This window comes from Rhodoferax sp. GW821-FHT09E07 (genome assembly GCF_059416145.1).
Genome location: NZ_JBWKOP010000004.1, coordinates 396,561 through 419,155 on the forward strand (window position 1 = coordinate 396,561; position 22,595 = coordinate 419,155).

The window sequence follows — 22,595 nt, forward strand, 5'->3', positions numbered from 1 at the left end:
GCATGGTCCATGCGATCATTCCGCATCAGAAATTCAGTCGATGGACGAGCGGTTCGCAGGCCACAGAGGTCGCGTCACCTTTCAGTAGTACATGAGCGCATTTCAGCCCTTCTCAGCCAGCAACAGCACCCCGGAGTCGCGCGCACAGGCGTTGCGGTTGGTGCGCGCAATGATGGGCAAGACGCTGGGGTATTTTGAAGACCGCGAAGACGCCCAACTGAAACAGCTTCGCATCCACCTGCTGGATCTGGCAGACAGCAAGCTGCCCTTGCTGCAATCGCAAAACCTGCGCACCGCGGCCATGCTGCTAGACCGGCAGTCCACGGCCTTCAACCGCCTCTACCGCGATGCCTTGCAGCAAACTCTCAACGAGGAAGTGCGCAATGTCTGGCCCGAAATGGAAACACTGGGCGCCAAGCCAGCGGCACCACTGACCGACCACGCGCTGGACGGCATGACCTTGAGCCTCATTGATGTGGACGAGGTGCACCGCATTCTGCTGCTGGACCGGGTGGCCCAGCAGTTCAACAACCACTACGATGCCACGCTCGCCCCGCTGACGCAGAAGTTGGGCGCCCTGTTTGGCTTGGAGTCCCCCTCCACGTCCACTAACCCGTTTCGCCCCGAGATTCTGCTGCGTGCCTTCATGGTGGCCTGGGAAAAAGGCGAGTTCGACCCCCAAGCCACAGAGCACTTGGTGCAAGCCCTGGCACCTGCCCACACCATCAACCTGGCGCCGCTGTACACCGACCTCACGGCCACACTGACCCAGGCGGGTGTGCAAGCACAAACAGTGCACCGCATTCGCAAATCGGTATCGTCTACTTACGTCCCGCTGACCGGGTCCGCGCCGCTCAGCGAATCGGGCGCGCAGAGCAGTCAAGCACCGTTGCAATCGGCCCCAGCACCTTTGAGTGGCGGCAGCGGCCCCGGACCATCGGGCGCAGCAGCCTTTGCCCAAGAGCCCGCACGCAGCCCCTGGAGCGCGCTGGCACCCGCCGGACAGCACATCGCCACCCAGGTCAAGGCCTTTTTGCAACGCTTAGGTGTGGGGTCTGCTGCCGTGGGCCCCCGTGCAACGCAGGGTGCAGGGTCGGGTACGGCTGGGCATGGGCCATTGGGATATGGCGGCGGCGCCCCGGGAGGCGGTGGCATGCACGCCGGTACCCACGATGACTTTGACGGCAGCACCCAGGGCCAGCAGTATGACTACGTGCCCGGGCAGTACAGTGGAGGCGCGCCAGCCGACCCCGCGCTGCTGAATTACCTGGGGCAAATGCAGGCTGGTGCCGGTGCGGGCCAGGTGTCCTCGCGCTTCCAGTTTTTGCAGCCGCAGGAAGATGGCCCCGGTCACCACAACGTGCTGCGCCAGATCCGCGAACAGGAAGAAATACGCCAGGCCCCGGAGCTGGACCGCGGCACCGTGGATGCGCTGGCCGAGGTGTTCGATTACGTGTTCGCCGACCAAGCCATCCCCTCGCAAATGAAGGTGGTCATTGGCCGCCTGCAGATTCCCGTGCTGCGCGCCGCCATGATGGACCGGGACTTTTTCCTGAGCAGCGAGCATCCTGCGCGCAAGCTGGTGGATACGCTGGCCTCATCGTCCGTGGCCTGGACCCCGGAAAAGGGCGAGCAGGACCCGCTGTACGTGCGCATCGAGCACACCGTGCAACGCGTGCTCAACGAGTTCGAGGACGACCTCACGCTGTTCAGCCTGCTGCTGGCCGAATTCACCGAATTCCTGTTCGAGAGTGAGCAGCAGGCGCAGCAGCAGATTGAGCCCGTTGCTGATGTGCAGCGTGACGAGGAAGCGCTGAATGCCGCGCTGGCCCATGCCGATGAAATCATCCATGCCCGCATCAGCGCCCTGCCCGACAGCCTGCCGCTGGTGCCTTTCCTTAAGCCCTTTCTGACCACCGAGTGGCGTCAGGTGATTGCTGCGGCCTGGATGGGCGAAGACCATGAACCCGGCCGCTGGAACGCCGCGCTGCAGACCATGGACCAGCTGATCTGGAGTACTCAGCCCAAGACCACCTCGGAAGAGCGCAAGGAACTGGTGGCCGTGCTGCCCGAGCTGGTGCGTGTGCTGAACGTGGAGCTGGATGCCATCCACTGGTACGGCGACCCGCGCGCCACCTTCACGCGCCGCCTGATCGGCACGCACATGCTGGCCATCCGCATGAAGGCGCCGCCGCCCATCGACACGCAAAGTGCGGCACTCGAAGAAAGCGCGGGCGAAGCCGCCATGGAAGCGCTGGACCAGCGGCGTGCCACGCAGCTCACGGTGCAAGACCCGTGTGCCATGGACGATTTCGACGCCAGTGCCCAGCTGCTGACGCGCGGTGTGTGGTTTGAGGTGGCAGAGCCCGACGCAACGCCACACCGCTGCCGCCTGAGCTGGGTCAGCCCCATGCGCACGCGTTTCCTGTTCACCAACCGCGAAGGCTTTGACGCCTTTGTGCGCTCCGAGCGCGAGGTGGCCAACATGCTGCGCCTGGGCCACCTGCAGTTGCTGGAGCAGGCGCCTATCGTGGAACGCGCGCTGAACCGCCTGATGGCCGACAACGAAGAAGAGTTGCGGCTACAGGCCTGAGTATTTCAGGGCGCTCCAAAAAGAATAGCGCTCCGCGCAGATTCTGCGGGGGCTAGAGGCCAAAAAACTTTAAAACTACGCGTAGGTGCGCGCCAGCAGCTCGGCCTTGGCCACCGCGTATTCGCGCTTGAGCTGGGCCACGTACTCGCCCGCCGGCTGTACCTTGGTCACCGCGCCAATGCCCTGGCCGCAACCCCAGATGTCCTTCCAGGCCTTGGCCGATGCACCGCCAAAGTTCATCTTGCTGGGGTCGCTCTCGGGTAGCGCTGCCGGGTCGAGGCCCGCGGCGCGGATGCTGGGGGCCAGGTAGTTGCCGTGCACCCCAGTAAACAGGTTGCTGTAGACGATCTCGTCGGAGTCGTGGGCCACGATCGCGTCCTTGTACGCCTGCGCGGCGCGCGCCTCGTCGGTGGCGATGAAGGCCGAGCCGATGTAGGCAAAGTCGGCGCCCATGGCCTGGGCCGCCAGCACGGCAGCGCCGGTGGAAATGGAACCGCTCAGCGCCACGGGGCCGTCGAACCACTGGCGGATTTCCTGGACCAACGCAAACGGGCTCTTCACACCCGCATGGCCACCAGCACCTGCGGCCACGGCGATGAGACCGTCAGCGCCCTTCTCGATGGCCTTGTGCGCGTGCTTGTTGTTGATGATGTCGTGCAGTACCACACCGCCATAGCTGTGTGCCGCGGCGTTGATTTCTTCGCGCGCGCCCAGGCTGGTGATGATGATGGGCACCTTGTACTTCACGCACAAGGCCATGTCGTGCTCCAACCGGTCATTGCTCTTGTGCACGATCTGGTTGATGGCAAAGGGTGCTGCGGGCTTGTCGGGGTGGGCCGCGTTATAGGCGGCCAGTGTTTCGGTGATTTCCTTGAGCCACTCTTCCAGCAGTTCGGCCGGGCGGGCGTTGAGTGCGGGCATGGAGCCCACCACGCCGGCAATGCACTGGGCAATCACCAGCTTGGGGTTGCTGATGATGAACAGCGGCGAGCCGATGACCGGAAACGGCAGCGCGTTCAGGGGTGCAGGCAGTTTGGACATGGTCAGAACGCCTCCAGTGCCAAGGCAGTCACGCTCTCCGCGCCTTCCACAATGCTGTCGCGCAGGCCACCGGCCTTGCTCAGCAGATGGTCGGCGTAAAAACGCGCGGTGGTGATCTTGGCTTGCATGAAGGGCACGTCGTTGCCAGCGGCAATCTGCTTCTCGGCCACCAGCAGCGCGCGCGCCAGCTGCCAGCCTGCCATCAGGTTGCCGGCCAGCATTAGGTAGGGAACGCTGCCTGCAAACACGGCGTTGGGGCTCGCCTTCGTGTTGCCGGCCACAAACTCCACCACGTCGATAAACGCCAGGCGCGCAGCCTTCAAGCGCTTGGCCACGGCCAACGCATCGGCGGAGCCACTGGCGGCCAGTTCGGCTTCGGTCTTCTCGATCTGCGCGGCAATGCCCTTGGCCGTCTGGCCGCCATCGCGCGAGGTCTTGCGACCCACGAGGTCATTGGCCTGGATGGCGGTCGTGCCTTCGTAGATGGTCAGGATCTTGGCATCGCGGTAGTACTGGGCTGCGCCCGTTTCCTCGATGAAGCCCATGCCGCCGTGCACCTGCACGCCCAGGCTGGTGACTTCCAGGCTCATCTCGGTGCTGTAGCCCTTGATGAGCGGCACCAGATATTCATAGAAGGCCTGGTTCTGCTTGCGCGTATCGGCATCGGGGTGGTGGTGGGCCGCGTCGTAGGCGCTGGCGCCCACGCTGGCGAGCGCCCGGCAGCCCTCGGTATAGGCGCGCATGGTCATGAGCATGCGCTTCACATCGGGGTGGTGGATGATGGGTGCGCTGGCGGCAATGGAGCCATCCACGGGGCGGCTCTGCACGCGGTCCTTGGAGAACTGCACAGCCTTCTGGTACGCGCGCTCGGCAATCGCAATGCCCTGCACGCCCACGCCGTAGCGCGCGGCGTTCATCATGATGAACATGTACTCCAGGCCCCGGTTTTCCTGGCCCACGAGGTAACCGATAGCGCCACCATGGTCGCCGTACTGCAGCACCGCAGTGGGGCTGGCTTTGATGCCCATCTTGTGTTCGATGGAAACGCAGTGCACGTCATTGCGCGCGCCCAGCAAACCATCCTTGTTGACCATGAACTTGGGCACGACAAACAGGCTGATGCCCTTCACACCTTCGGGCGCGCCGGTCACGCGTGCCAGCACCAGATGGACGATGTTCTCGGCCATGTCGTGCTCACCCCAGGTGATGAAGATCTTGGTGCCAAACACCTTGTAGGTACCGTCGGGCTGCGGCTCGGCGCGGCTGCGCACCATGGCCAGGTCGGAGCCCGCCTGGGGCTCGGTCAGGTTCATGGTGCCGGTCCATTTGCCGCTCACCAGGTTTTCCAGGTAGGTGGCTTTGAGTTCGTCGGAACCCGCCGTCAGCAGCGCTTCAATCGCGCCATCGCTCAGCAGCGGGCACAGCGCAAAGCTCATATTGGCGCTGTTGACCATCTCGCCACAGGCGGCACCGATGGTTTTGGGCAGACCCTGACCGCCAAAGTCGGTGGGGTGCTGCAGGCCTTGCCAGCCGCCGTCAGTGAATTGTTTGAAGGCCTCCTTGAAGCCGGGGGTAGCCGTGACCACTCCATCTTTCCAGCTCGAGGGGTTCTTGTCGCCTTCCCAGTTCAGCGGTGCCAACACGCCTTCGGTGAACTTGGCGGACTCTTCCAGCACGGCCTGGGCCGTGTCCAGACCGGCGTCTTCGAAGCCGGGAAGTTGCGCGATCTGTTCAATGTTGGCCAGGTGTTCGATGTTGAACAGCATGTCCTTGACGGGGGCGACGTAGCTCATGGGAGTCTCCAAAAATTCTTGTTGCAGGCGGGGTACACAGGCCTTCAGGCCAAAAAAAAGGGCACCGCAAGCGATGCCCTTTTTGATACTGGCATCAGAGCGCCGCAATCAGTTCGGGCACGGCCACGAACAGGTCGGCTTCCAGGCCAAAATCAGCCACGCTGAAGATCGGTGCTTCGGGGTCCTTGTTGATCGCCACGATGACCTTGCTGTCCTTCATGCCAGCCAAGTGCTGGATGGCACCGCTGATACCGCAGGCCACATACAGCTGGGGCGCCACGATCTTGCCGGTCTGACCAACCTGCCAATCGTTGGGCGCATAGCCCGCATCCACCGCAGCGCGCGAAGCACCCAGTGCAGCACCCAGCTTGTCGGCCAGGGGCGTCATGACTTCCATGAACTTTTCGCTGGAGCCCAAGGCGCGTCCACCAGACACGATGATCTTGGCAGCGGTCAGCTCGGGGCGGTCGTTTTTGGCGATCTCGGAACCTACAAAGGTCACGTTGGCGTTGGTCGCGGCGGCGGCCACGGTCTCCACGGCAGCAGAGCCGCCGTTGGCAGCAGCAGGGTCAAAGCCGGTCGTGCGTACGGTCAACACCTTCACGGCGTCTGTCGCTTGCACGGTGGCAATGGCGTTGCCAGCGTAGATGGGGCGCTCAAACGTGTCGGCGCTGATGACCTTGGTGATGTCGGACACCTGACCCACATCGAGCTTGGCCGCCACGCGGGGGGCGATGTTCTTGCCCGATGCGGTGGCTGGGAACACGATGTGGCTGTAGGCCGAAGCGATGGCCAGCACTTGGGCGGCCACGTTTTCGGCCAGGCCGTGCTCGAAGGACGCGCTGTCAGCGTGGATAACCTTGGACACTCCGGCGATTTGCGCAGCGGCCGCAGCAGCAGCGCCAGCATTGCTGCCAGCCACCAGCACGTGCACATCACCACCCGCCTGGGCGGCAGCAGTCACGGTATTCAGGGTCGCACCCTTGATGGATGCGTTGTCGTGTTCGGCGATTACGAGTGCGGTCATGGTCAGATTACCTTTGCAACGTTCTTCAATTTGTCCACGAGCGTGGCGACATCGGGCACCTTGATACCGGCGCTGCGCTTGGCCGGTTCGGCCACGCTCAATGTCTTGATGCGCGGAGCCACGTTCACACCCAGGTCCTCAGGCTTGAAGGTGTCGAGCTGCTTCTTCTTGGCCTTCATGATGTTGGGCAAGGTCACATAGCGGGGCTCGTTGAGGCGCAAGTCGGTAGTGATGATGGCGGGCAGCGTCACAGACAAAGTTTCCAGACCACCGTCCACTTCACGCGTCACATTGGCCTTGCCGTCGGCCACTTCCACCTTGGAGGCAAAGGTGGCCTGGGGCAGATCGGCCAGAGCTGCCAGCATCTGGCCGGTCTGGTTGCAATCGTCGTCAATGGCTTGCTTGCCCAGGATCACCAGGCCGGGTTGCTCTTTGTCGATCAGGGCTTTGAGCAGCTTGGCCACGGCCAGGGGCTGCAGCTCTTCTGTAGTTTCCACCAGAATGCCGCGGTCAGCACCAATGGCCATGGCGGTACGCAGGGTCTCCTGGCACTGGGCCACACCGCAAGAGACAGCGATCACCTCGGTGACCACGCCCTTTTCCTTCAGGCGCACGGCTTCTTCCACCGCAATTTCGTCAAAAGGGTTCATGCTCATCTTGACGTTGGCGATGTCTACACCGGTGCCGTCCGATTTGACTCGGACCTTCACGTTGTAGTCGACCACGCGCTTGACGGGTACCAGGACTTTCATTGCTGCCACTCCAGAGGTTAAAAATGGGTCTGTTTAGTTGACGTGCACGTCAATCAGTCGATTCTATGCGGGACGGGCTTCCGGGCCTGACTATCGTCTGTGCCCCCATCATAAACACAAAATAGAACGATCGTGCTTTTTTACGATTATAGCGGCGCCAATGCCGCCTTCTGCCGCTTTGGTGACTTAACTTAGAGGCAGCGCATTAAAAGTGCCGGATGGTCAGCGCGTGTGAACCACGCGCTGTGGGTAGGGAATGTCGATGCCATGCGTGCGCAAGGCGCGCAGGATGGCCAAATTGATCTCCGAGCGCAGATTGCTCTGCCCGTTTTGCAGGTCATTGATCCAATAGCCGACGGTGAACTCCAGACCATCTGCACCAAAGTTGGCCAAACTGATGGACGGTGCTGGGTCGCGCAGAACGCGAGGCTGGCTCAACGCTGCCTCCAGCAGCAAGGCCATGACGCGCTCCACATCGCTCTCGTAGCCCACCGCCACATTGATGACCTGGTGCACACGGCTGTCGGCCAGGGACATGTTCTCTACCCGCTGGGTGATCAGCATCTCGTTGGGCACGATGGACTCGCGCCCGGTTTGCGAACGGATCACGGTGTAGCGCGCATTGATCTCGGTGATGGTGCCTTCGAAGTTGTCCACGCGAACCACGTCGCCAATGCGCATGCTGCGCTCGGCCAGAATTACAAAGCCGCTTACGTAGTTGGCCGCCAGCTTCTGCAGGCCAAAGCCGATCCCCACCCCCACCGCACCGCCCAGTACCGAGAGTGCAGTCAGGTCAATGCCCACGGCGGACAAGGCCAGCATCAGCCCCACAAACATCAGCAGCGCGCGGGCCGCATTGCTCACGGCTTTGCGCAGTGACAACTCACCCCCTGTCGCTGAACGCAGAAGGCGCGACTCGATGCCCGCCGAGATCCACAGTGTGATGATAAGCACCGCACCAGCGGTGATCAGGCCCTCGATGATGTTGCGCACTGACAAGGTGGTGCCACCCACCTTCCAGGTAATCTGGTCCAGCTCATTGAGGATGACCGGCAGCAAGCCGCTCACCCACAACACCATGGCCAGCCAGGCCACCCACGAAATGGTTTGCTCCAGCGGCTTGATCCAGCGCGATTCGGTAAAGCTGGCCTGCAGCACTTTCACCCCGACACGAATCACCACCAGCGACATCAGCACCGGAATGGCGATGCGAAAAACCGCCACCGGCACAAAATTACTCAGCAACTCCAGCGACACATAGCCCAAGCACAGAAATACCAGCGGGAATAGCACACCGTCCACCACGCGCTTGCCAAACCAGATCGAGCGCTCGTCCTGCTGGCCCAAGGTGCGTCGCAGGGCCGCCACCGTGCCCCAGGCCAGTGCCACGCTGAGGGCCAGCGCCAGCAGCTCGACCAGCACCGTGGGCTGCGTGAAGGCTGCCAGCCAGCCCTCAAAATCATCAATGGGTCGGGGGGTGGGAAGGTGTTTGAGGATGGTCATCACAAATCGGCCAGCACCCGCACGTGGGCTTCCACACTGCGGGCCAGGGCGTCCAGGTTGTAGCCACCCTCCAGGCAGGACACGATGCGCCCCTGCGCATGGCGCTCCGCCACGGCCTTGAGCTGTTGGGTGATCCAGGCATAGTCTTTTTCGACCAGGCCGAGCTGGCCCAGGTCGTCGTCACGGTGCGCGTCAAAACCCGCGCTGATAAAAATCATCTCGGGCCGGTAAGCCTCCAGCCGCGGCAGCCAGTGCTGCGCAATCAGTTCACGTACGTGTTCACCCTTGGTATAGGCCGGAACCGGTACATTGACCAGGTTGCTTGCACTGGAACGTGAGCCACCTTCCGGGTAAAACGGGTGCTGGAAAAAACTGACCATGAGGATGCGCTGGTCACCGGCCACGATGTTCTCGGTGCCGTTGCCATGGTGCACATCAAAGTCGACGATGGCCACGCGCTTGAGACCGTGGCGCTCCAAGGCATACCGGGCCGCCACCGCCACGTTGTTGAAAAAACAAAAGCCCATGGCCTTGTCCTTGCAGGCATGGTGGCCCGGCGGGCGTACGGCACAAAACGCATTGGCCACCTCTCCGGCCATCACGGCATCCGTTGCCGCCAGGGCCGCACCAGCAGCACGCAGAGCAGCGTCCCAGGTGTGGACGTTGATACAGGTATCGGGATCGATTTGCGCGTGGCTGGGGCCGCCAGCATTAATGTCTTCGCGCAGCCCATCCGTGAGCCCGCGCAGCGAGGCCACATACATGCGGCCATGCGCCAGTTCCAGATCGGTAATGGGGGCTTGTGGTGCCTCGCGCTGGTCCAGCGCATCGGCCACGCCAGTGATGAGCAACCGGTCTTCAATCGCATCCAGGCGCTCCGGGCATTCCGGGTGCCCGTGGCCCATGTCGTGCTTGCGGCAATCGCGGTGCGAAAAGTATCCGGTCTTGTTCACCAATGCGCTCGTCATTCAGGATTTTCGGGTAACGTCGTGCTATGGATGCACAACACAAGCTTAAATCATTGCTGGCTCAGCTTAACACGGTGATTGTGGGGAAACCGACCCAGTTGCAGGACTGCGTGGCCTGCCTGCTGGCCGGCGGTCACTTGCTCATTGATGATGTACCCGGAGTGGGAAAAACCACGCTCGCACACGCACTGGCGCGCAGCTTTGGGCTGCAATTTTCGCGGGTGCAATTCACCTCGGACCTGATGCCCAGCGATCTGTCGGGCGTATCGATTTACGAGCGCGGCAAAGAGGCCTTTGTGTTCCACCCCGGCCCCATCTTTGCGCAGGTGCTACTGGCGGATGAGATCAACCGCGCCAGCCCCAAAACACAAAGCGCGCTGCTGGAGGCCATGGAGGAAAAGCAGGTCACCGTAGAGGGTGAAACACGCCCCCTGCCACACCCGTTTTTTGTCATCGCCACGCAAAACCCGCTGGACCAGCTGGGCACCTATGCCCTGCCCGAGTCGCAGCTGGACCGCTTCCTCATGCGTATTTCCCTCGGCTACCCGGACCGCGCCTCCGAGCGCGCGCTGTTGGCAGGCGAAGACCGCCGCGCCATGGTGGACGCCCTGCCCAGCCTGCTGGGCGAAGGCGAGCTGCTGCAACTGCAGGCCGCCGTGCTGGCCGTGCACGCTGCCGGACCGCTGCTGGACTATGTGCAGGACCTGATCGCCGCCACGCGCTCGGGCCAGTGGTTTTTGCAAGGCTTGTCGCCACGCGCCGGCATCGCTGTAGTGCGTGCGGCCAAGGCGCAGGCACTGCTGAGTGGGCGCGACTATGTGGCGCCTGACGACGTGCAGGCCGTGCTGCCGCAAACCATTGCCCACCGGCTCATCCCCGTGGGCGACGCGGGGCGCGGCGCCGTAGAACAAGTGCGCGCCATGCTGCAGGCGGTGCCGCTACCGTAAAACATGGCTCCCCCCCGAAGCGCCTCCGGCGCCTCCCCCCCAGGGGGGCGCACCCTGTGGCCCGGCAAAGCCGGTTCCACGGGAGCCCTGACATGGAACCCCATGGTGCTGGTGCGCCGCCGTTTCCAGGCGTGGTGGCAATCGCGCTTGCCGCTCAAGGACAGCACCACGCTCACCCAGCGCAATGTCTACATCCTGCCTACCCGCCCCGGCCTCATGCTGGGCCTGACACTGGCGGTGCTACTGGTGGCCAGCATCAACTACCAGCTCAACTTGGGTTATGTACTGACGTTTTTGCTGACCGGTGCGGCGGTGATCGGCATGCACGTGTGCCATGGCACGCTACGTGGCATTACTATGCATTTGGTAGCACCCGACGCACAGTTTGCGGGGGCTAGCGTGCATATTCCCATCCACGTTCAAAGCGACCGCAAAGGCGTGCGCTACGGCATCGGGCTGGCGGTGCTGGGTTCCGACCACTGGAGCTGGACCGATGTGCCCTCGCAGGGCAGCGCCAAGGTGCAGGTGGCCTTCCAGTCCGAGCGGCGTGGCCTGCACCGCGTGCCTGCTCTGACGGCCGAGACGCGCTTTCCGCTGGGCACCTTCCGCGTGTGGACCGTCTGGCGACCCGCCGCCCAGGTGCTGGTCTACCCCGCACCTGAAGCGCACCCGCCTCCACTGCCACCTGGCGAACCGCGCGCCGGTGGCGCGGCGACTGTGCGCCCACAAACGACCGGGGAGTTTGACGGCGTGCGTGCCTACCGCCGCGGCGACCCGCTCAAGCTGGTGGTCTGGAAGAAAGCTGCCAAAGCCGACGAGCTGGTGAGTCGCGACGCCCAGCAGTCGCAACGCTTTGAGCTTTGGCTGGATCTGGCCCATGCCGCACAGGGCCTGGGCAATTCCCGTGAACACGCCCTTTCGCGACTATGTGCCTGGGTGCTGCTGGCCGAAAAGCAGGGCTTGCGCTACGGCCTGCGCCTGCCCGGCACCGAACTGCCGCCCGACAGTGGCCCGGCCCACCAGAAGAACTGCTTGCAGGCGCTGGCACTGGCTTAGGTCTCTCCATGTTCCAACGCCTGAACCATCTGCCCCGCGAAGCGCGTGACACGCTGTTTCTGCTGCTGGTCATTGCCTGGACCATTGGGCCGCAAACCGCCCAGTTGCCGCTGTGGTGCAGCAGTATGGCCGCGGCCGTGCTGCTATGGCGCGGCTGGCTGGCCGTTCAGGGCCAGCCCCTGCCGTCGCGCTGGTGGCTTATGGCCCTGCTGGTGCTGGCCACGGCGGGCACGGCTTTCACCTACAAGACCATCCTGGGACGCGATGCGGGGGTGACCTTCATCGTCGTGCTGCTGGCACTCAAGACGCTGGAGATGCGCGCCCGGCGCGATGCGTTTGTGATCTTCTTCCTGGGCTTCTTCACCCTCCTCTCCAACTTCTTTTTTTCGCAAAGCCTGCTCACTGCTGCCTCCATGCTGGTGGCGTTGCTGGGGCTGCTTACTGCGCTGGTCAATGCGCACATGCCCGTAGGCCGTCCGCCCCTGATGCAGGCCGCTAAAACTGCCGGCTGGATGGCACTGCTGGGTGCGCCCATCATGGCGGTGCTGTTCATGCTGTTTCCGCGCATTGCGCCACTGTGGGGCCTGCCAGGTGATGCCATGAGCGGACGCAGTGGCCTGTCGGCCAGCATGCAGGTAGGCACCATCGCCAGTCTGGCGCTGGACGACAGCATTGCCATGCGCATCCGATTTGACGGACCGCCACCTGCACAGGCTGACCTGTATTTCCGTGGCCCAGTGTTCTCCACCTTTGACGGACGCGAATGGCGCCCGCTGCGCTCCAACTTTCCACCGCGCTACCAACTGCAATCCGATCTGCAGGTGCAGGGCGAACCCGTGAAGTACCAGGTCACCCTGGCCGCCAATAACCGCCCTTGGCTCTTGGTGCTGGACGCCACCCCCACCAAGCCCGAGATCGTGGGCTACGCGCCCAGCATGTCGCCCGATCTGCAATGGCTATCGGACCAGCCGATTGCGGACCTGGTGCGCTACCGTGCCACCAGCTACCCGCAGTTCCGCCATGGGCCGAACAAGCTCTCTGTGGGCCTGCAAGACTATGTAGACCTGCCGCCAGGCTTCAACCCGCGCACACTGCAGCTGGCCGCTGAGATGCGGCGAAGCCCCGCATTGGCGCGCGCCGGCACGCTTCAGCTAGTCGACGCCGTGATGGAGCGCCTGCGTACCGGCGGCTACCAGTACACGCTGGAACCGGGTGTGTATGGCACCCACACGGCCGACGAATTCTGGTTCGACCGCAAGGCCGGGTTTTGCGAACACATTGCCTCCAGCTTCGTACTGCTGATGAGGGCCCTGGACGTGCCTGCGCGCGTGGTCACCGGCTACCAGGGCGGCCAGGTGAACAGCGTGGACGGCCTCTGGACCGTGCGCCAGAGCGACGCGCATGCCTGGGCCGAGGTCTGGGTGGCAGGCCAAGGCTGGGTGCGCGTGGACCCCACCTCGGCCGTATCGCCGGCGCGCACCGGTTCGTTCACACGGCTGCAGGCGCCGCAAAACGTGTTCGCCCAGGCGCTCAATACCATGAGCCCGGGCTTTGCCGTCAACCTGCGCGCCATCTGGGAAGCCGCCAACAACCGCTGGAACCAGTGGGTGCTGAACTACAGTCAGGCCAAACAGCTGGACCTGTTGCGCAACCTGGGGTTTGAGACACCCGGCTGGGAAGACCTCAGCTACGTGCTGATCGCCCTCATCGTGCTGGCCAGCCTGATGGGCGCCGCTTGGACGCTTTGGGAGCGCTACCACCGGGACCCTTGGCTGCGCCTGCTGCATGGCGCCCAGCAGCGCCTGCAACGCGCCGGCCTGACAACCTCTGCCCAGACACCACCGCGCCAACTGGCCACGCTGCTGCAACAGCAGTGGTCGGGCGATCCTGCGCAGACACAGCAACTCAGCGACTGGCTACTGCGCATGGAAGCCTGGCGCTATGCCCCCAACCCAACCGCAGCGACGCTGGGTACACTGCGGCGAGAATTTCGGCAACTGCCCTGGCCCGCGCGCCAGCCCTGACCATTGGACCCTGTGATCTTTTCTCTCCGCCTCACTGCTACGTTTTTAATAGCTGCTTGCGCAGTATCCGCGGGGGCCAGCACCCCAAAATATCACAAGCCCGCCACAAAACACGCCCACCGGGCCAAAGTGGCAGCACCATCGCCAGTCGCGGCCAACGCCGGACCGCTGTACGCCACGCGGCCCGAGGTAATGCTGATCGCTGACGACATCGCCCAACGCCGCAACCTGGACCGCGACTGGGTGCGCAACGCCGTGGGCCAATCGCGCATGGTGGCCTCCGTGGTGCGCGCCATCACGCCGCCCGCCGTGGGCACGCCCAAGAACTGGGCCGTCTACCGCAGCCGCTTTGTGGAGCCCATACGCATCAAGGCCGGCGTGAAGTTCTGGCAAGACAACCGCGAGACCCTGGAGCGCGCCGAGCGCGAGACCGGCGTGCCCGCCAGCATCATCGTGGGCATCATTGGGGTGGAGACCATTTACGGCCAGCAGACCGGCACCTACAGGGTGATGGACGCGCTGGCCACGCTGGCGTTTGACTTCCCCAGCGCCCACCCGCGCAAGGCCGAGCGGGCCGCTTTTTTTCTGTCCGAGCTGGAAGCCTTCTTGAGCCTGACCGCCCGCACCCAGACCGATCCGCTGGCCCTGCGCGGCAGCTACGCTGGCGCCATGGGCTTGCCGCAGTTCATGCCGTCGAGCTGGGCCAAGTACGCGGTGGACTTTGATGGCGACAGCCGCGTAGACCTGTTCCACAGTGCGTCCGACGTGATCGGCTCGGTGGCTAACTATTTTGTGGCCTACAAGTGGCAGCGCGACCTGCCCACCCACTACCCTGTGCAGCTGGACCCCGCCCGCCTGGACCGCGCTACGTTGCTGGCGCCCGACATCGTGCCCAGCTTCACGCCCCAGAGCATGGCCGACAAGGGTGTGCTGCTGGACGCGGCCGCCTTGGCCCACCCCGGCAAGCTGGCCCTGGTGGAGCTGCAAAACGGCGCCGATGCGCCCCTCTACATCGCGGGCACCGACAACTTCTACGCCATCACGCGCTACAACTGGAGCAGCTACTACGCGCTGGCCGTCATTGAACTGGGCAACGCGGTAGCGGCTGCGGTCGCCAGCGCCCCCGCCGTGCCAAAATAAACCATGGCCACCGCCCCCACCACTGCCCTGGACAACACGGACGAACACTCCACCACCGCGCTTTACCGCGCGGCGATTGGAGATGTCAACAGCGCGTACTACCTGCCACTGTTCACGCGCTTTGAAGCGGCGGACCGCGCTGGCCTGAGCTGGAACTGGTCGGCAGCGCTGTACACGCTGAACTGGCTGGCCTTCCGCCAACTGTGGAACGCAGCGCTGCTGTACCTGGGCTGCGTGGTGGCGCTAGCGCTCTCGGTGTTTGGCATTGGGCGCCTTGTGTTCCAGTTTTCCGAAGGGACACAGTGGGGTCTGCTGGCCACGTTGCTTGTCATCGCGGTAGCCGCGCCCGGTCTGGGCGGCAATGCCCTGCTACACAGCGCCACGCGCAAACGCATGCAGGCTGCACTGGCCGCCAGCGCCACGGTGCCCGAGGCCTGCGCCCTGCTGGCGCGTCAGGCCAGCACACGTCGGCGCCTGATCGTACTGGCCGCTCTCAACCTGCTTGTCGCTGCGGCAGCCGTCTATTCATGGACCCACTTCAGTGGTTTCGAACCCCTGCCGGGATACGCCGACAAGGCCATCGACAAATTGGCCGACGCCCGCAATCTGGCCGTAGGCCGCGCCACCGATGCCACTGCCGCAGCGCCGTCAGCATCGGCACCTTTGGCAGCTCAGCCCGCTGCACTGCCGGCATCGGCGCCCGCATCTGCGGCGGTGGCATCTGCGACCGCAGTGGTTGCAGCCTCAGCCCCCAAGCCGGCAGCTTCAGTTCCGATTGCCAAAAATACTCCGATGCCAACCGTGGCGGCGGGTAGCAGCATTGCAGCGGCATCCGCCGCCAAGCCTGCTGCCAGCGCCGCAAGCAAGGCCGCCGCGGCCAAGCCCGTCGACGCCAAACCCGCCACCATGCCCAAGCCCGCAGCAGTGCCGCCCCCACGCACCAAAGCCAAGCCTCCGGCAGATCCACAAACCGCCCCAACAGTGAGCCCCCGCGCTGCGCCCACGGGTCGCTACATCGTCAACGTAGGCGTGTTTGCCGACGAGAACAACGCACGCAACGCGTTCACGCGGCTGATGGATGCCAACCTGCCCGCCAACTCCAAAGCAATTCAGGCCCGCAAGGGACCGCGCACCCGCGTATGGGTGGGGCCGTTCGAAACACAAACCGAAGCCGATACCGCGGCAGAAAAAATCCGTACTTTTGGTTTGGATGCCTTGGTGGCGCCGGAGTAAGCCGCCCCGATGGGCGAGGCTGGACTAGAAACCGACAGGCCCCTCAAACTGGGGTTGCAGCGCATCCAGCCACTGTTCCATTTCCACTTCACTCACATGCAAGTGGGCCAGGCAGGCCGTGCCGTGCTGCTCCCACTCCTTGTGCGCCTGCACACCTTCGTGCATCAGCACCAAGCGCTCCGCCAGCAATGACATCGCCACCAGCGCGCGCACCTCGGCAGGAAATCGCACGTCGTCCAGTATGCTGAAATCATGGTGCAAGCGCACCGCAATCGCCACCACAGGGGGCAGCCGCCAGGTTTTGGCCACAATGGCGCCCACCACCGCATGGTCGGTGCGATGCGCAGCATTTTCCACATCCGTAAAGGTGCGATCCATGTGGGCGGTGGCTTCGTGCAGCGTGGCGTCATAACCCGGCAAGCTCTGCAGCAAAATCGGCAAGCCTACGTGGCAAAACAGACCACAGGTATGGGCGATGTCAGCATTCATGCCGTACATCTGGCGCGCTATGTAGCCCATGGCATAGGCGCGGCGTGTGGAGGACTCCCAAAAATGCTCAAGCAAGGGAGACTGCACATGAATGACGTCGCGGAGCAAGAATCCGGTGAGGATGGACACAGTGTGCGCAATGCCCAGCATGGCCACGGCATCGGCCACCGTCGAGGCCGCTCGCGAACGCGCATAGACCGCGCTGTTGGCGATTTTGATCAGTGCCGCAGCCATCGCTACGTCGCGCGAAGCAATCGCTACGACCGCAGCAGGCTCAGGGTCAGGCCGACTGAGCTCCGTGCGCAGGTCAATCAGCAGCCCGGGGCAAGGCTGGATGACGATCTCACGCAGCGGGCCGTCTGCTTTGGCCGCGTCAATCTCCCGGTCCACATCGGCAACTCGCATGCATGCTCCTTGTTACATGCATTATGCTGAAAAGCCTATCCGGGGGCTATTTGGCTGGCCAAATCATTTCCTTGGGCGATCCACCTGAACCCAACTGAAGTTGATGAACTTGGCGTCCGGCAAAAACACTGTTGCGCAGATCATCCATGACCTGCTGCGCGCCTCCAAACGGGACTAACAAATCAATGATCCAGATTTGATCTCCCGACTTCCAGTCGTTCGCCGTCAATTGATGTGGCGCAGCCGCATAGCGAAATGCCGCTGCATCCGACAACATCGCCCAAGATACATAGGCAACGGGGGAGTCGTCGCGCATGTAGAGCTTGGCCTGCTCCAGCACCAACGCAGGCATCACCGTCCACTCCAATTCGCTCAACAAGGTGTGGCGCGTCGCAGTTTGCTGCATCATCAACCAGCTCACTGCTCCCAACAACGGCAGTTTTCCAATGACACGCTTGGCTTGCTTTTTTAGCAATGAAGCAAGGTCAGCAACATCCGTAGGGTTCAGATCTGGTGAGTCGCTTTTCGCCAGCACGGGGGACACTTCTGTATTGTTCATTTCAAACTCTGTCTATTTTTGTTCACTACGGATAATTGAACTATCCAGCTCTGCGACGTCGTCTTCTGTCAATCCTCCTGCCGCCGCCTTGAGCTTGAGCCCCTGAATTGCGATCTCCGCGCGCGCCTTGGACAGGTCTCTCAATGACGCATACAACTGCTGCTCCGCGTTCAACACATCCGGGTTGATACGGGTACCTATGCGAAATCCAATCTTGTTTGATTCCACCGCATTTTTTCCCGCCTCCACGGCCTCCCGCAAAGCAGTCACTTGCGCTTGCCCATTGAGCACGCCGGCAAATGCCTGGCGTACTTGGCTTGCCGCATTGCGACGCGCCAAGGTAAGCTCATCCTGGGCTTTGCCCTCCAGTGCCAATGCCTCGCGCACACGGGATTGCACCCCGCCCCCTGCGTACAGCGGTATTGTCAATTGCACGCCCGCCTGATTGGAGTTCACACGTGTTGACAGATCCGCGGGGGAACTCAGCGATCCCGAACTGAAATTGACAGCACGATTCAACACCAAATCTAAAGTAGGCAAATGTGCAGCCTCACTCTTGGCAACCTCTTTACGGGCTATATCGAGTGCCGCCTGCTGAACTTTTACCTGCAAATTCTTCAGGTCAGCCTCCATAAGCCAATCGGCAAGAGGCTTCAGCACACCCTTGGACAATCCAGCCTCATTGAACTCTCGTGTATCCACCCGTGGGGGCTGCCCCAACATTTTCTCCAGTTCTGACAGTTTGTTGTCTCGCTCAATATTCGCGGCAACACCTTGTGCTTGACTCAAGGCCCACTTCGCTTTTGCTTCGTGCACATCGGTAATTGTTCCGGTGCCTACCGAATAAGTCCTTTGCGCCAGGGCCAATTGCTCACCCATCGCCACCACCTGGGTTTGCATGACCTCGGCATTTTGCACGGCGACCAACACATCGAGATAGGCTTGTGAAACACGCAGGATCAAATCCTGCTCCGCCAAAGCGAACTGCGTGGCAGCCTGCTGCGCCAGCGCATTGGCTTGTTGATAACCGACCCAACTGGCCCACCGGATCAACGGCTGGGTGAGTTGTGCGTTCCAGGACCAGGACTGCACGTCCCGATCGATGGGATCTGCGTCTGCAAATGCAGCTGAACCGAACTGGCGATTTTTACTGGCATTCAAACTCACAGACGGCAACAACCCTGCACGAGCTTGAGGCAATTTTTCCAACGATGCCACGAACGCCTTTGTGGCAGCCAAATATTGCGCATCTTGCAACTTAGCCTGCTGATATACAGCCCATAGCCCCTGTGAAAAAGCGGACTGCACACCAATGCAGAGGTACAAAGAAAGTGCCCCGACAACGAACCTACGGATTCCTGAATTGCTAGCGCTCACGCAACGCCTCCTGCTTGTATCGCAACATGGGAGCCAGAAGGTAGTCGATCAATCGTCGTTGATCAGTGCGGATCTCCGATGTGACACTCATCCCTGCTTTGATGAATCCATTGCGTCCATTAACGGCTGTTGGCGTCTCGGTGCTGGCCAACTTGATTCGAACAGGGAACACAGGACCCATTTTGGGGTCTTGGACTGCATCTGTTCCAACCCACAGCACCTCACCCTCAATGTATCCATATCGTGTGAAATCATAGGTCTCCACCTTGTTGATTACGCGCTGCCCAACACGAACATGGCCTATATCCCGATTCATTACCTGCGCCTCTAACTCAAGCGGAGAGTTTTCTGGAACGATCGTCATCAGCGGTTGCGCTGGCGTCACCACACCGCCAACCGTGGTTACCGCCAATTGCTGAACCACGCCGTCGATAGGCGATCGCAGCGTCTGCAGTGCCAGACGTTGGCTAACCTTGATGAACTCTTGCTGCGCTATGTCCCTTTTTTTGATCGCTTCGAGCAATTCGCTGCTGGTTCGAGCCCTGAATTCCGCTATCGCTTGCGCACGTTGCTCTACCGCCGACTGGTAGCCAGCCTCTGATTCCTTGAGCCTATTTCCTTGCACCGCCAAGTCTTTCTCTGCGTTGATCAGCTCCATGCGTGATTCGATGACACCTGCCTGTGCAATGTGCCCAGTCTTAGCCAAGTCTTCCCGCATGCTGTGCTTCTGCTGAATGAGCGGGAGGCTCACGCGCTGTTGCGCGAGTCCACTGCCTATGGCGTCGGCATCTGCTTTGCGCTTGCCTAAATCAGCCTCCAAGGCGGAAAGTTTCGCTCGCTGCTCTGCCAGGCGGCTCTGCAACACCGCCGTCTGATTGCGGGCGATTTCCGCAGGCATATCGGCCATGCCGGCAATTTGAATTTGTCCCGCAAGTTGGGCCGTGGCTCTAAGAACTTCAGCCTTGGCTTCCCATAATTCGTGCTGCACGCGATCTCTGTCAGCCCCCGTGCTGGTCAAATCCAGCTCCACCAAGACATCGCCCACCTTCACCGCCTGTCCGTCACGCACGGAGATCGCGCGCACCACACCGGACTCCAGTGGTTGCACCACTTTGCTCTTGCCTGCCGGAATCACCTTACCCTGTGCAGATACAACGACATCCATTTGGGCGAAGTACGAAAACACCAATGCCATGCCGACCATGACACAGATGGCAAGCGACACCATGCGTACCACATAGGATGGAGGCTGCGCCATGATGGCCAGTGCTGCTGAGCTGAATTGGTTGAATTCAGTTTTCCGCGAATTGGGGCTCATGCAAGAGCTCCCTCAAGCTGCAACACTTGATGCGCGCGATAAAGTGATGCATACCGCCCGTCTCGTTCCAGCAGCTGAGGATGACTACCAGTTTCAATCAATCTGCCATCGTCAAATACAAAAATCCGATCTGCCAAACGCAATGTGGACAAACGATGTGCGACGATGAATACTGTGCGGCCTTGCGCGATCTCGGCCATCTTGTCTTGAATCAAACGTTCACTTTCATAGTCCAACGAAGCAGTAGCTTCGTCCAGCAACAACATCGTCGGATTCGTTGCCAACGCACGCGCAATAGCAATCCGCGCCCGCTGCCCGCCACTGAGTCGGCTGCCACGCTCCCCAATCACTGTGTCATAGCCATCAGGCAATTTCAAAATGAAGTCATTGGCGCCCGCCAAGCGTGCTGCGGCCATAACAGCCGCCATATCCAACCCGGGATCTGTCAACGCGATGTTGTCTCGCACGCTGCGGTTGAACAGCAAAGTATCCTGACCAACAATACCCATCTGGCGGCGAAGCCATGAGGTGTCAACCAAATTAACATCCACCCCGTCTATCATGATGCGGCCAGTCTCAGGGGTGTAAAGACGCTGCAGCAGACGCATCAGCGTTGTCTTTCCAGACCCGGATACGCCTACGATACCAATCACCTCACCGGACTTCACATCAAAACTCACGTCATTGAGAACGGTAAGACCTTTGGGTGAGTACTTGAAAGTGACGTGTTCGAAGGTAACCTGCCCACTTACATCGGGCGGAACAGATCTATCGGGACGAAATGCAGGCTCAGGTGAAGAGTCCAAAATATCACCCAACCGCTTGATGCTGACCTTCATCTGGGTAAAGTCTTGCCACAGGGAAGACAACTTCAAGATGGGCGCATTTACCCGTCCACTCAACATGTTGAAGGCGATCAACCCTCCTACCGTCAACGCCCCATCTATCACCTGCCGGGCCCCCAACCACAGTAAAGCCACGGTAAGCACCTTGCTTGCCATCCCAATGAACTGATTGGTTGCATTTCCCAGGTGCCCTCCCTCAAAGGAGGTGTTGACATAGCTTGCAAGACGCCGCTCCCAGGCACCTTGCCATTGAGGCTCCACGGCATGACTTTTCAACGTCTCCATGGAGGTAACCGTTTCCACCAAGAACGCCTGGTTCTCGGCACCAAGAGCGAACTTGTCTTCTAGTTTTCTGCGCAACAACGGAGTAATGATGGCAGAGGCACCAAAGAACACGGGAAGCGCAGCAAGGACTACCAGCGTCAATGTCACGCTGTAATAGAACATGACAGCGATATACACCAAGGCAAACAGCAGATCCAACCAACTAGTGAGTGCTTGCCCAGTCAAGAAATTACGCGCGTTGTCCAACTCTCGGACACGGGCCACGGTATCACCACTGCGTCTGCTTTCAAAGTATGACAGCGGCAGGTGCAACAAATGCTTGAACAGTTTGGCACCCAGCTCCACGTCAATACGGTTGGTTGTATGGCTGAGCAAATAGTGGCGCATGGCCCCGAGCACAACCTCAAAAAGGCTTACGCCCAAGAGCGCCACCACCATGACATCCAAAGTCGAAAGTGTGCGATTGGTCAATACCTTGTCAATCACCACCTGAAAAATTAACGGCGTAATCAAGGCCATGATCTGCACAAACAAGGACGCGAGCAGAATTTCTGCCATCAATCCCTTGTACTTTTTAAGCGAACGCCAGAACCAGCCCAGACCGAACTTGCTCGCATCATTTGCGCCGCCATGGATACCTGCAGTTGGTATCGCATCGGCGAGTCGGGCCTTGATCCATTCACCAGCAAATAGCGCATCAAATTCGGCCAGCGCAATTTGATGCGCCCCAGGCTCGCCTGCGAGCTGCAAAACGACGGAACCCGTGAGACCTGCTGTATCAATCTTGCCAACCAGCATCAGCCCGCCGTCTCGTGTTGGCATCAACGCAGGCAAGGAAATTTGTGAAATGGCCTTGATGTTTCCTCGTTGTAATTTGGCTTCAAAACCCAGTTGCTGCAAGACCAGTATTACCTCCCCGACGCCAAACTTGGGGTTACCGCCGACGTCGAAAATGCTGCTGAACTGATGGTTTAACTGTGATGTATCAAGGTGGAGATGATGAAGTTTTGCGTAGAGCCCAATAAGCTGTAATTTCGATTGCACTGGAAATGTCCCCGGATATCTCTCTTTTTGTTGTGCAGTCGGCAACACCGACCTCACTGCGTCAAGCAAAGTCATTGGTTCACGGTAGGTACGGTTGGTTTGAAACTAACCTACGCGGTTACTTTGACGCAAGCGGGATAATTTACCGATTCCAGATTGGTCAGTACATCCCCCAAACGAGTGAATTTGCAGTCAT

General features: G+C 61.1%; 17 protein-coding genes. 6 read left to right on the forward strand and 11 right to left on the reverse strand.

Annotated features, from left to right (window positions below; translation table 11 throughout):
- The first annotated feature begins 91 nt into the window (after positions 1-91).
- Complete coding sequence (locus AC07OE_RS10205) at positions 92-2,593, forward strand: DUF1631 family protein (RefSeq protein WP_495070448.1); 2,502 nt, start codon at positions 92-94, stop codon at positions 2,591-2,593.
- A 75-nt stretch (positions 2,594-2,668) separates the two neighbouring features.
- Here the strand turns inward: AC07OE_RS10205 and AC07OE_RS10210 are convergent, their stop codons facing one another.
- The 6 genes from AC07OE_RS10210 to AC07OE_RS10235 all read right to left on the reverse strand — a co-directional run bounded on the left by AC07OE_RS10210 (position 2,669) and on the right by AC07OE_RS10235 (position 9,662).
- The gene (locus AC07OE_RS10210; protein WP_495070449.1) at positions 2,669-3,634 is read right to left on the reverse strand and encodes an NAD(P)H-dependent flavin oxidoreductase; all 966 of its coding nucleotides are present in this window, start codon (positions 3,632-3,634) and stop codon (positions 2,669-2,671) included.
- A gap of 2 nt (positions 3,635-3,636) precedes the next feature.
- Positions 3,637-5,427 carry an acyl-CoA dehydrogenase gene (locus AC07OE_RS10215; RefSeq protein ID WP_495070450.1) on the reverse strand — a complete coding sequence of 597 codons (1,791 nt, stop codon included), beginning with the start codon at positions 5,425-5,427 and terminating at the stop codon, positions 3,637-3,639.
- 94 nt (positions 5,428-5,521) lie between these two features.
- Positions 5,522-6,454 carry an electron transfer flavoprotein subunit alpha/FixB family protein gene (locus tag AC07OE_RS10220; RefSeq protein WP_495070451.1) on the reverse strand — a complete coding sequence of 311 codons (933 nt, stop codon included), beginning with the start codon at positions 6,452-6,454 and terminating at the stop codon, positions 5,522-5,524.
- Between the two features lie 2 nt (positions 6,455-6,456).
- Positions 6,457-7,206 carry an electron transfer flavoprotein subunit beta/FixA family protein gene (locus tag AC07OE_RS10225; protein WP_495070452.1) on the reverse strand — a complete coding sequence of 250 codons (750 nt, stop codon included), beginning with the start codon at positions 7,204-7,206 and terminating at the stop codon, positions 6,457-6,459.
- A 222-nt stretch (positions 7,207-7,428) separates the two neighbouring features.
- The gene (locus tag AC07OE_RS10230) at positions 7,429-8,709 is read right to left on the reverse strand and encodes a mechanosensitive ion channel family protein (RefSeq protein WP_495070453.1); all 1,281 of its coding nucleotides are present in this window, start codon (positions 8,707-8,709) and stop codon (positions 7,429-7,431) included.
- The gene (locus AC07OE_RS10235; protein ID WP_495070493.1) at positions 8,709-9,662 is read right to left on the reverse strand and encodes a histone deacetylase family protein; all 954 of its coding nucleotides are present in this window, start codon (positions 9,660-9,662) and stop codon (positions 8,709-8,711) included. The genes AC07OE_RS10230 and AC07OE_RS10235 overlap by 1 nt, the downstream gene beginning before the upstream one ends.
- 41 nt (positions 9,663-9,703) lie before the next feature.
- Here AC07OE_RS10235 and AC07OE_RS10240 point away from each other — a divergent pair, with 41 nt between their 5' ends.
- The 5 genes from AC07OE_RS10240 to AC07OE_RS10260 all read left to right on the forward strand — a co-directional run bounded on the left by AC07OE_RS10240 (position 9,704) and on the right by AC07OE_RS10260 (position 16,077).
- Positions 9,704-10,624: an AAA family ATPase gene (locus AC07OE_RS10240; protein WP_310338250.1), complete on the forward strand. Its 921-nt coding sequence runs from the start codon at positions 9,704-9,706 to the stop codon at positions 10,622-10,624.
- Between the two features lie 3 nt (positions 10,625-10,627).
- Positions 10,628-11,680, forward strand: coding sequence for a DUF58 domain-containing protein (locus AC07OE_RS10245; RefSeq protein ID WP_495070454.1), 1,053 nt, complete (start codon positions 10,628-10,630; stop codon positions 11,678-11,680).
- A gap of 8 nt (positions 11,681-11,688) precedes the next feature.
- On the forward strand, positions 11,689-13,704 hold the full coding sequence (locus AC07OE_RS10250; protein ID WP_495070455.1) for a transglutaminase TgpA family protein: 2,016 nt from the start codon (positions 11,689-11,691) through the stop codon (positions 13,702-13,704).
- Between the two features lie 129 nt (positions 13,705-13,833).
- A complete protein-coding gene (gene mltB, locus AC07OE_RS10255) occupies positions 13,834-14,844 on the forward strand; it encodes a lytic murein transglycosylase B (protein ID WP_495070456.1) in 1,011 nt (336 codons plus the stop codon).
- 3 nt (positions 14,845-14,847) lie between these two features.
- Positions 14,848-16,077 carry an SPOR domain-containing protein gene (locus tag AC07OE_RS10260; protein WP_495070457.1) on the forward strand — a complete coding sequence of 410 codons (1,230 nt, stop codon included), beginning with the start codon at positions 14,848-14,850 and terminating at the stop codon, positions 16,075-16,077.
- Between the two features lie 24 nt (positions 16,078-16,101).
- Here the strand turns inward: AC07OE_RS10260 and AC07OE_RS10265 are convergent, their stop codons facing one another.
- The 5 genes from AC07OE_RS10265 to AC07OE_RS10285 are packed head-to-tail and all read right to left on the reverse strand — an operon-like array spanning position 16,102 to position 22,474.
- Positions 16,102-16,971 (reverse strand): HDOD domain-containing protein, encoded by an 870-nt coding sequence (locus AC07OE_RS10265; protein ID WP_495070458.1) that lies wholly within the window; start codon positions 16,969-16,971, stop codon positions 16,102-16,104.
- Positions 16,972-17,017: 46 nt separating this feature from the next.
- Positions 17,018-17,530, reverse strand: a complete 513-nt coding sequence (locus AC07OE_RS10270; RefSeq protein WP_495070459.1) for a toxin-activating lysine-acyltransferase — start codon at positions 17,528-17,530, stop codon at positions 17,018-17,020.
- Between the two features lie 12 nt (positions 17,531-17,542).
- Complete coding sequence (locus AC07OE_RS10275) at positions 17,543-18,907, reverse strand: TolC family outer membrane protein (RefSeq protein ID WP_495070460.1); 1,365 nt, start codon at positions 18,905-18,907, stop codon at positions 17,543-17,545.
- Positions 18,897-20,225 (reverse strand): HlyD family type I secretion periplasmic adaptor subunit, encoded by a 1,329-nt coding sequence (locus AC07OE_RS10280; protein WP_495070461.1) that lies wholly within the window; start codon positions 20,223-20,225, stop codon positions 18,897-18,899. Before AC07OE_RS10280 ends, AC07OE_RS10275 begins: the two co-directional genes overlap by 11 nt.
- Positions 20,222-22,474, reverse strand: coding sequence for a type I secretion system permease/ATPase (locus AC07OE_RS10285; protein WP_495070462.1), 2,253 nt, complete (start codon positions 22,472-22,474; stop codon positions 20,222-20,224). The genes AC07OE_RS10280 and AC07OE_RS10285 overlap by 4 nt, the downstream gene beginning before the upstream one ends.
- Positions 22,475-22,595 lie beyond the last annotated feature (121 nt).

Excerpts from the sequence above, each read along its gene's own strand:
- AC07OE_RS10205 (WP_495070448.1), top strand. The coding sequence starts at position 92 with ATGAGCGCATTTCAGCCCTTCTCAGCCAGCAACAGCACCCCGGAGTCG.
- AC07OE_RS10210 (WP_495070449.1), bottom strand. The coding sequence starts at position 3,634 with ATGTCCAAACTGCCTGCACCCCTGAACGCGCTGCCGTTTCCGGTCATC.
- AC07OE_RS10215 (WP_495070450.1), bottom strand. The coding sequence starts at position 5,427 with ATGAGCTACGTCGCCCCCGTCAAGGACATGCTGTTCAACATCGAACAC.
- AC07OE_RS10220 (WP_495070451.1), bottom strand. The coding sequence starts at position 6,454 with ATGACCGCACTCGTAATCGCCGAACACGACAACGCATCCATCAAGGGT.
- AC07OE_RS10225 (WP_495070452.1), bottom strand. The coding sequence starts at position 7,206 with ATGAAAGTCCTGGTACCCGTCAAGCGCGTGGTCGACTACAACGTGAAG.
- AC07OE_RS10230 (WP_495070453.1), bottom strand. The coding sequence starts at position 8,709 with ATGACCATCCTCAAACACCTTCCCACCCCCCGACCCATTGATGATTTT.
- AC07OE_RS10240 (WP_310338250.1), top strand. The coding sequence starts at position 9,704 with ATGGATGCACAACACAAGCTTAAATCATTGCTGGCTCAGCTTAACACG.
- AC07OE_RS10245 (WP_495070454.1), top strand. The coding sequence starts at position 10,628 with ATGGCTCCCCCCCGAAGCGCCTCCGGCGCCTCCCCCCCAGGGGGGCGC.
- AC07OE_RS10250 (WP_495070455.1), top strand. The coding sequence starts at position 11,689 with ATGTTCCAACGCCTGAACCATCTGCCCCGCGAAGCGCGTGACACGCTG.
- AC07OE_RS10260 (WP_495070457.1), top strand. The coding sequence starts at position 14,848 with ATGGCCACCGCCCCCACCACTGCCCTGGACAACACGGACGAACACTCC.
- AC07OE_RS10265 (WP_495070458.1), bottom strand. The coding sequence starts at position 16,971 with ATGCGAGTTGCCGATGTGGACCGGGAGATTGACGCGGCCAAAGCAGAC.
- AC07OE_RS10270 (WP_495070459.1), bottom strand. The coding sequence starts at position 17,530 with ATGAACAATACAGAAGTGTCCCCCGTGCTGGCGAAAAGCGACTCACCA.
- AC07OE_RS10280 (WP_495070461.1), bottom strand. The coding sequence starts at position 20,225 with ATGAGCCCCAATTCGCGGAAAACTGAATTCAACCAATTCAGCTCAGCA.
- AC07OE_RS10285 (WP_495070462.1), bottom strand. The coding sequence starts at position 22,474 with ATGACTTTGCTTGACGCAGTGAGGTCGGTGTTGCCGACTGCACAACAA.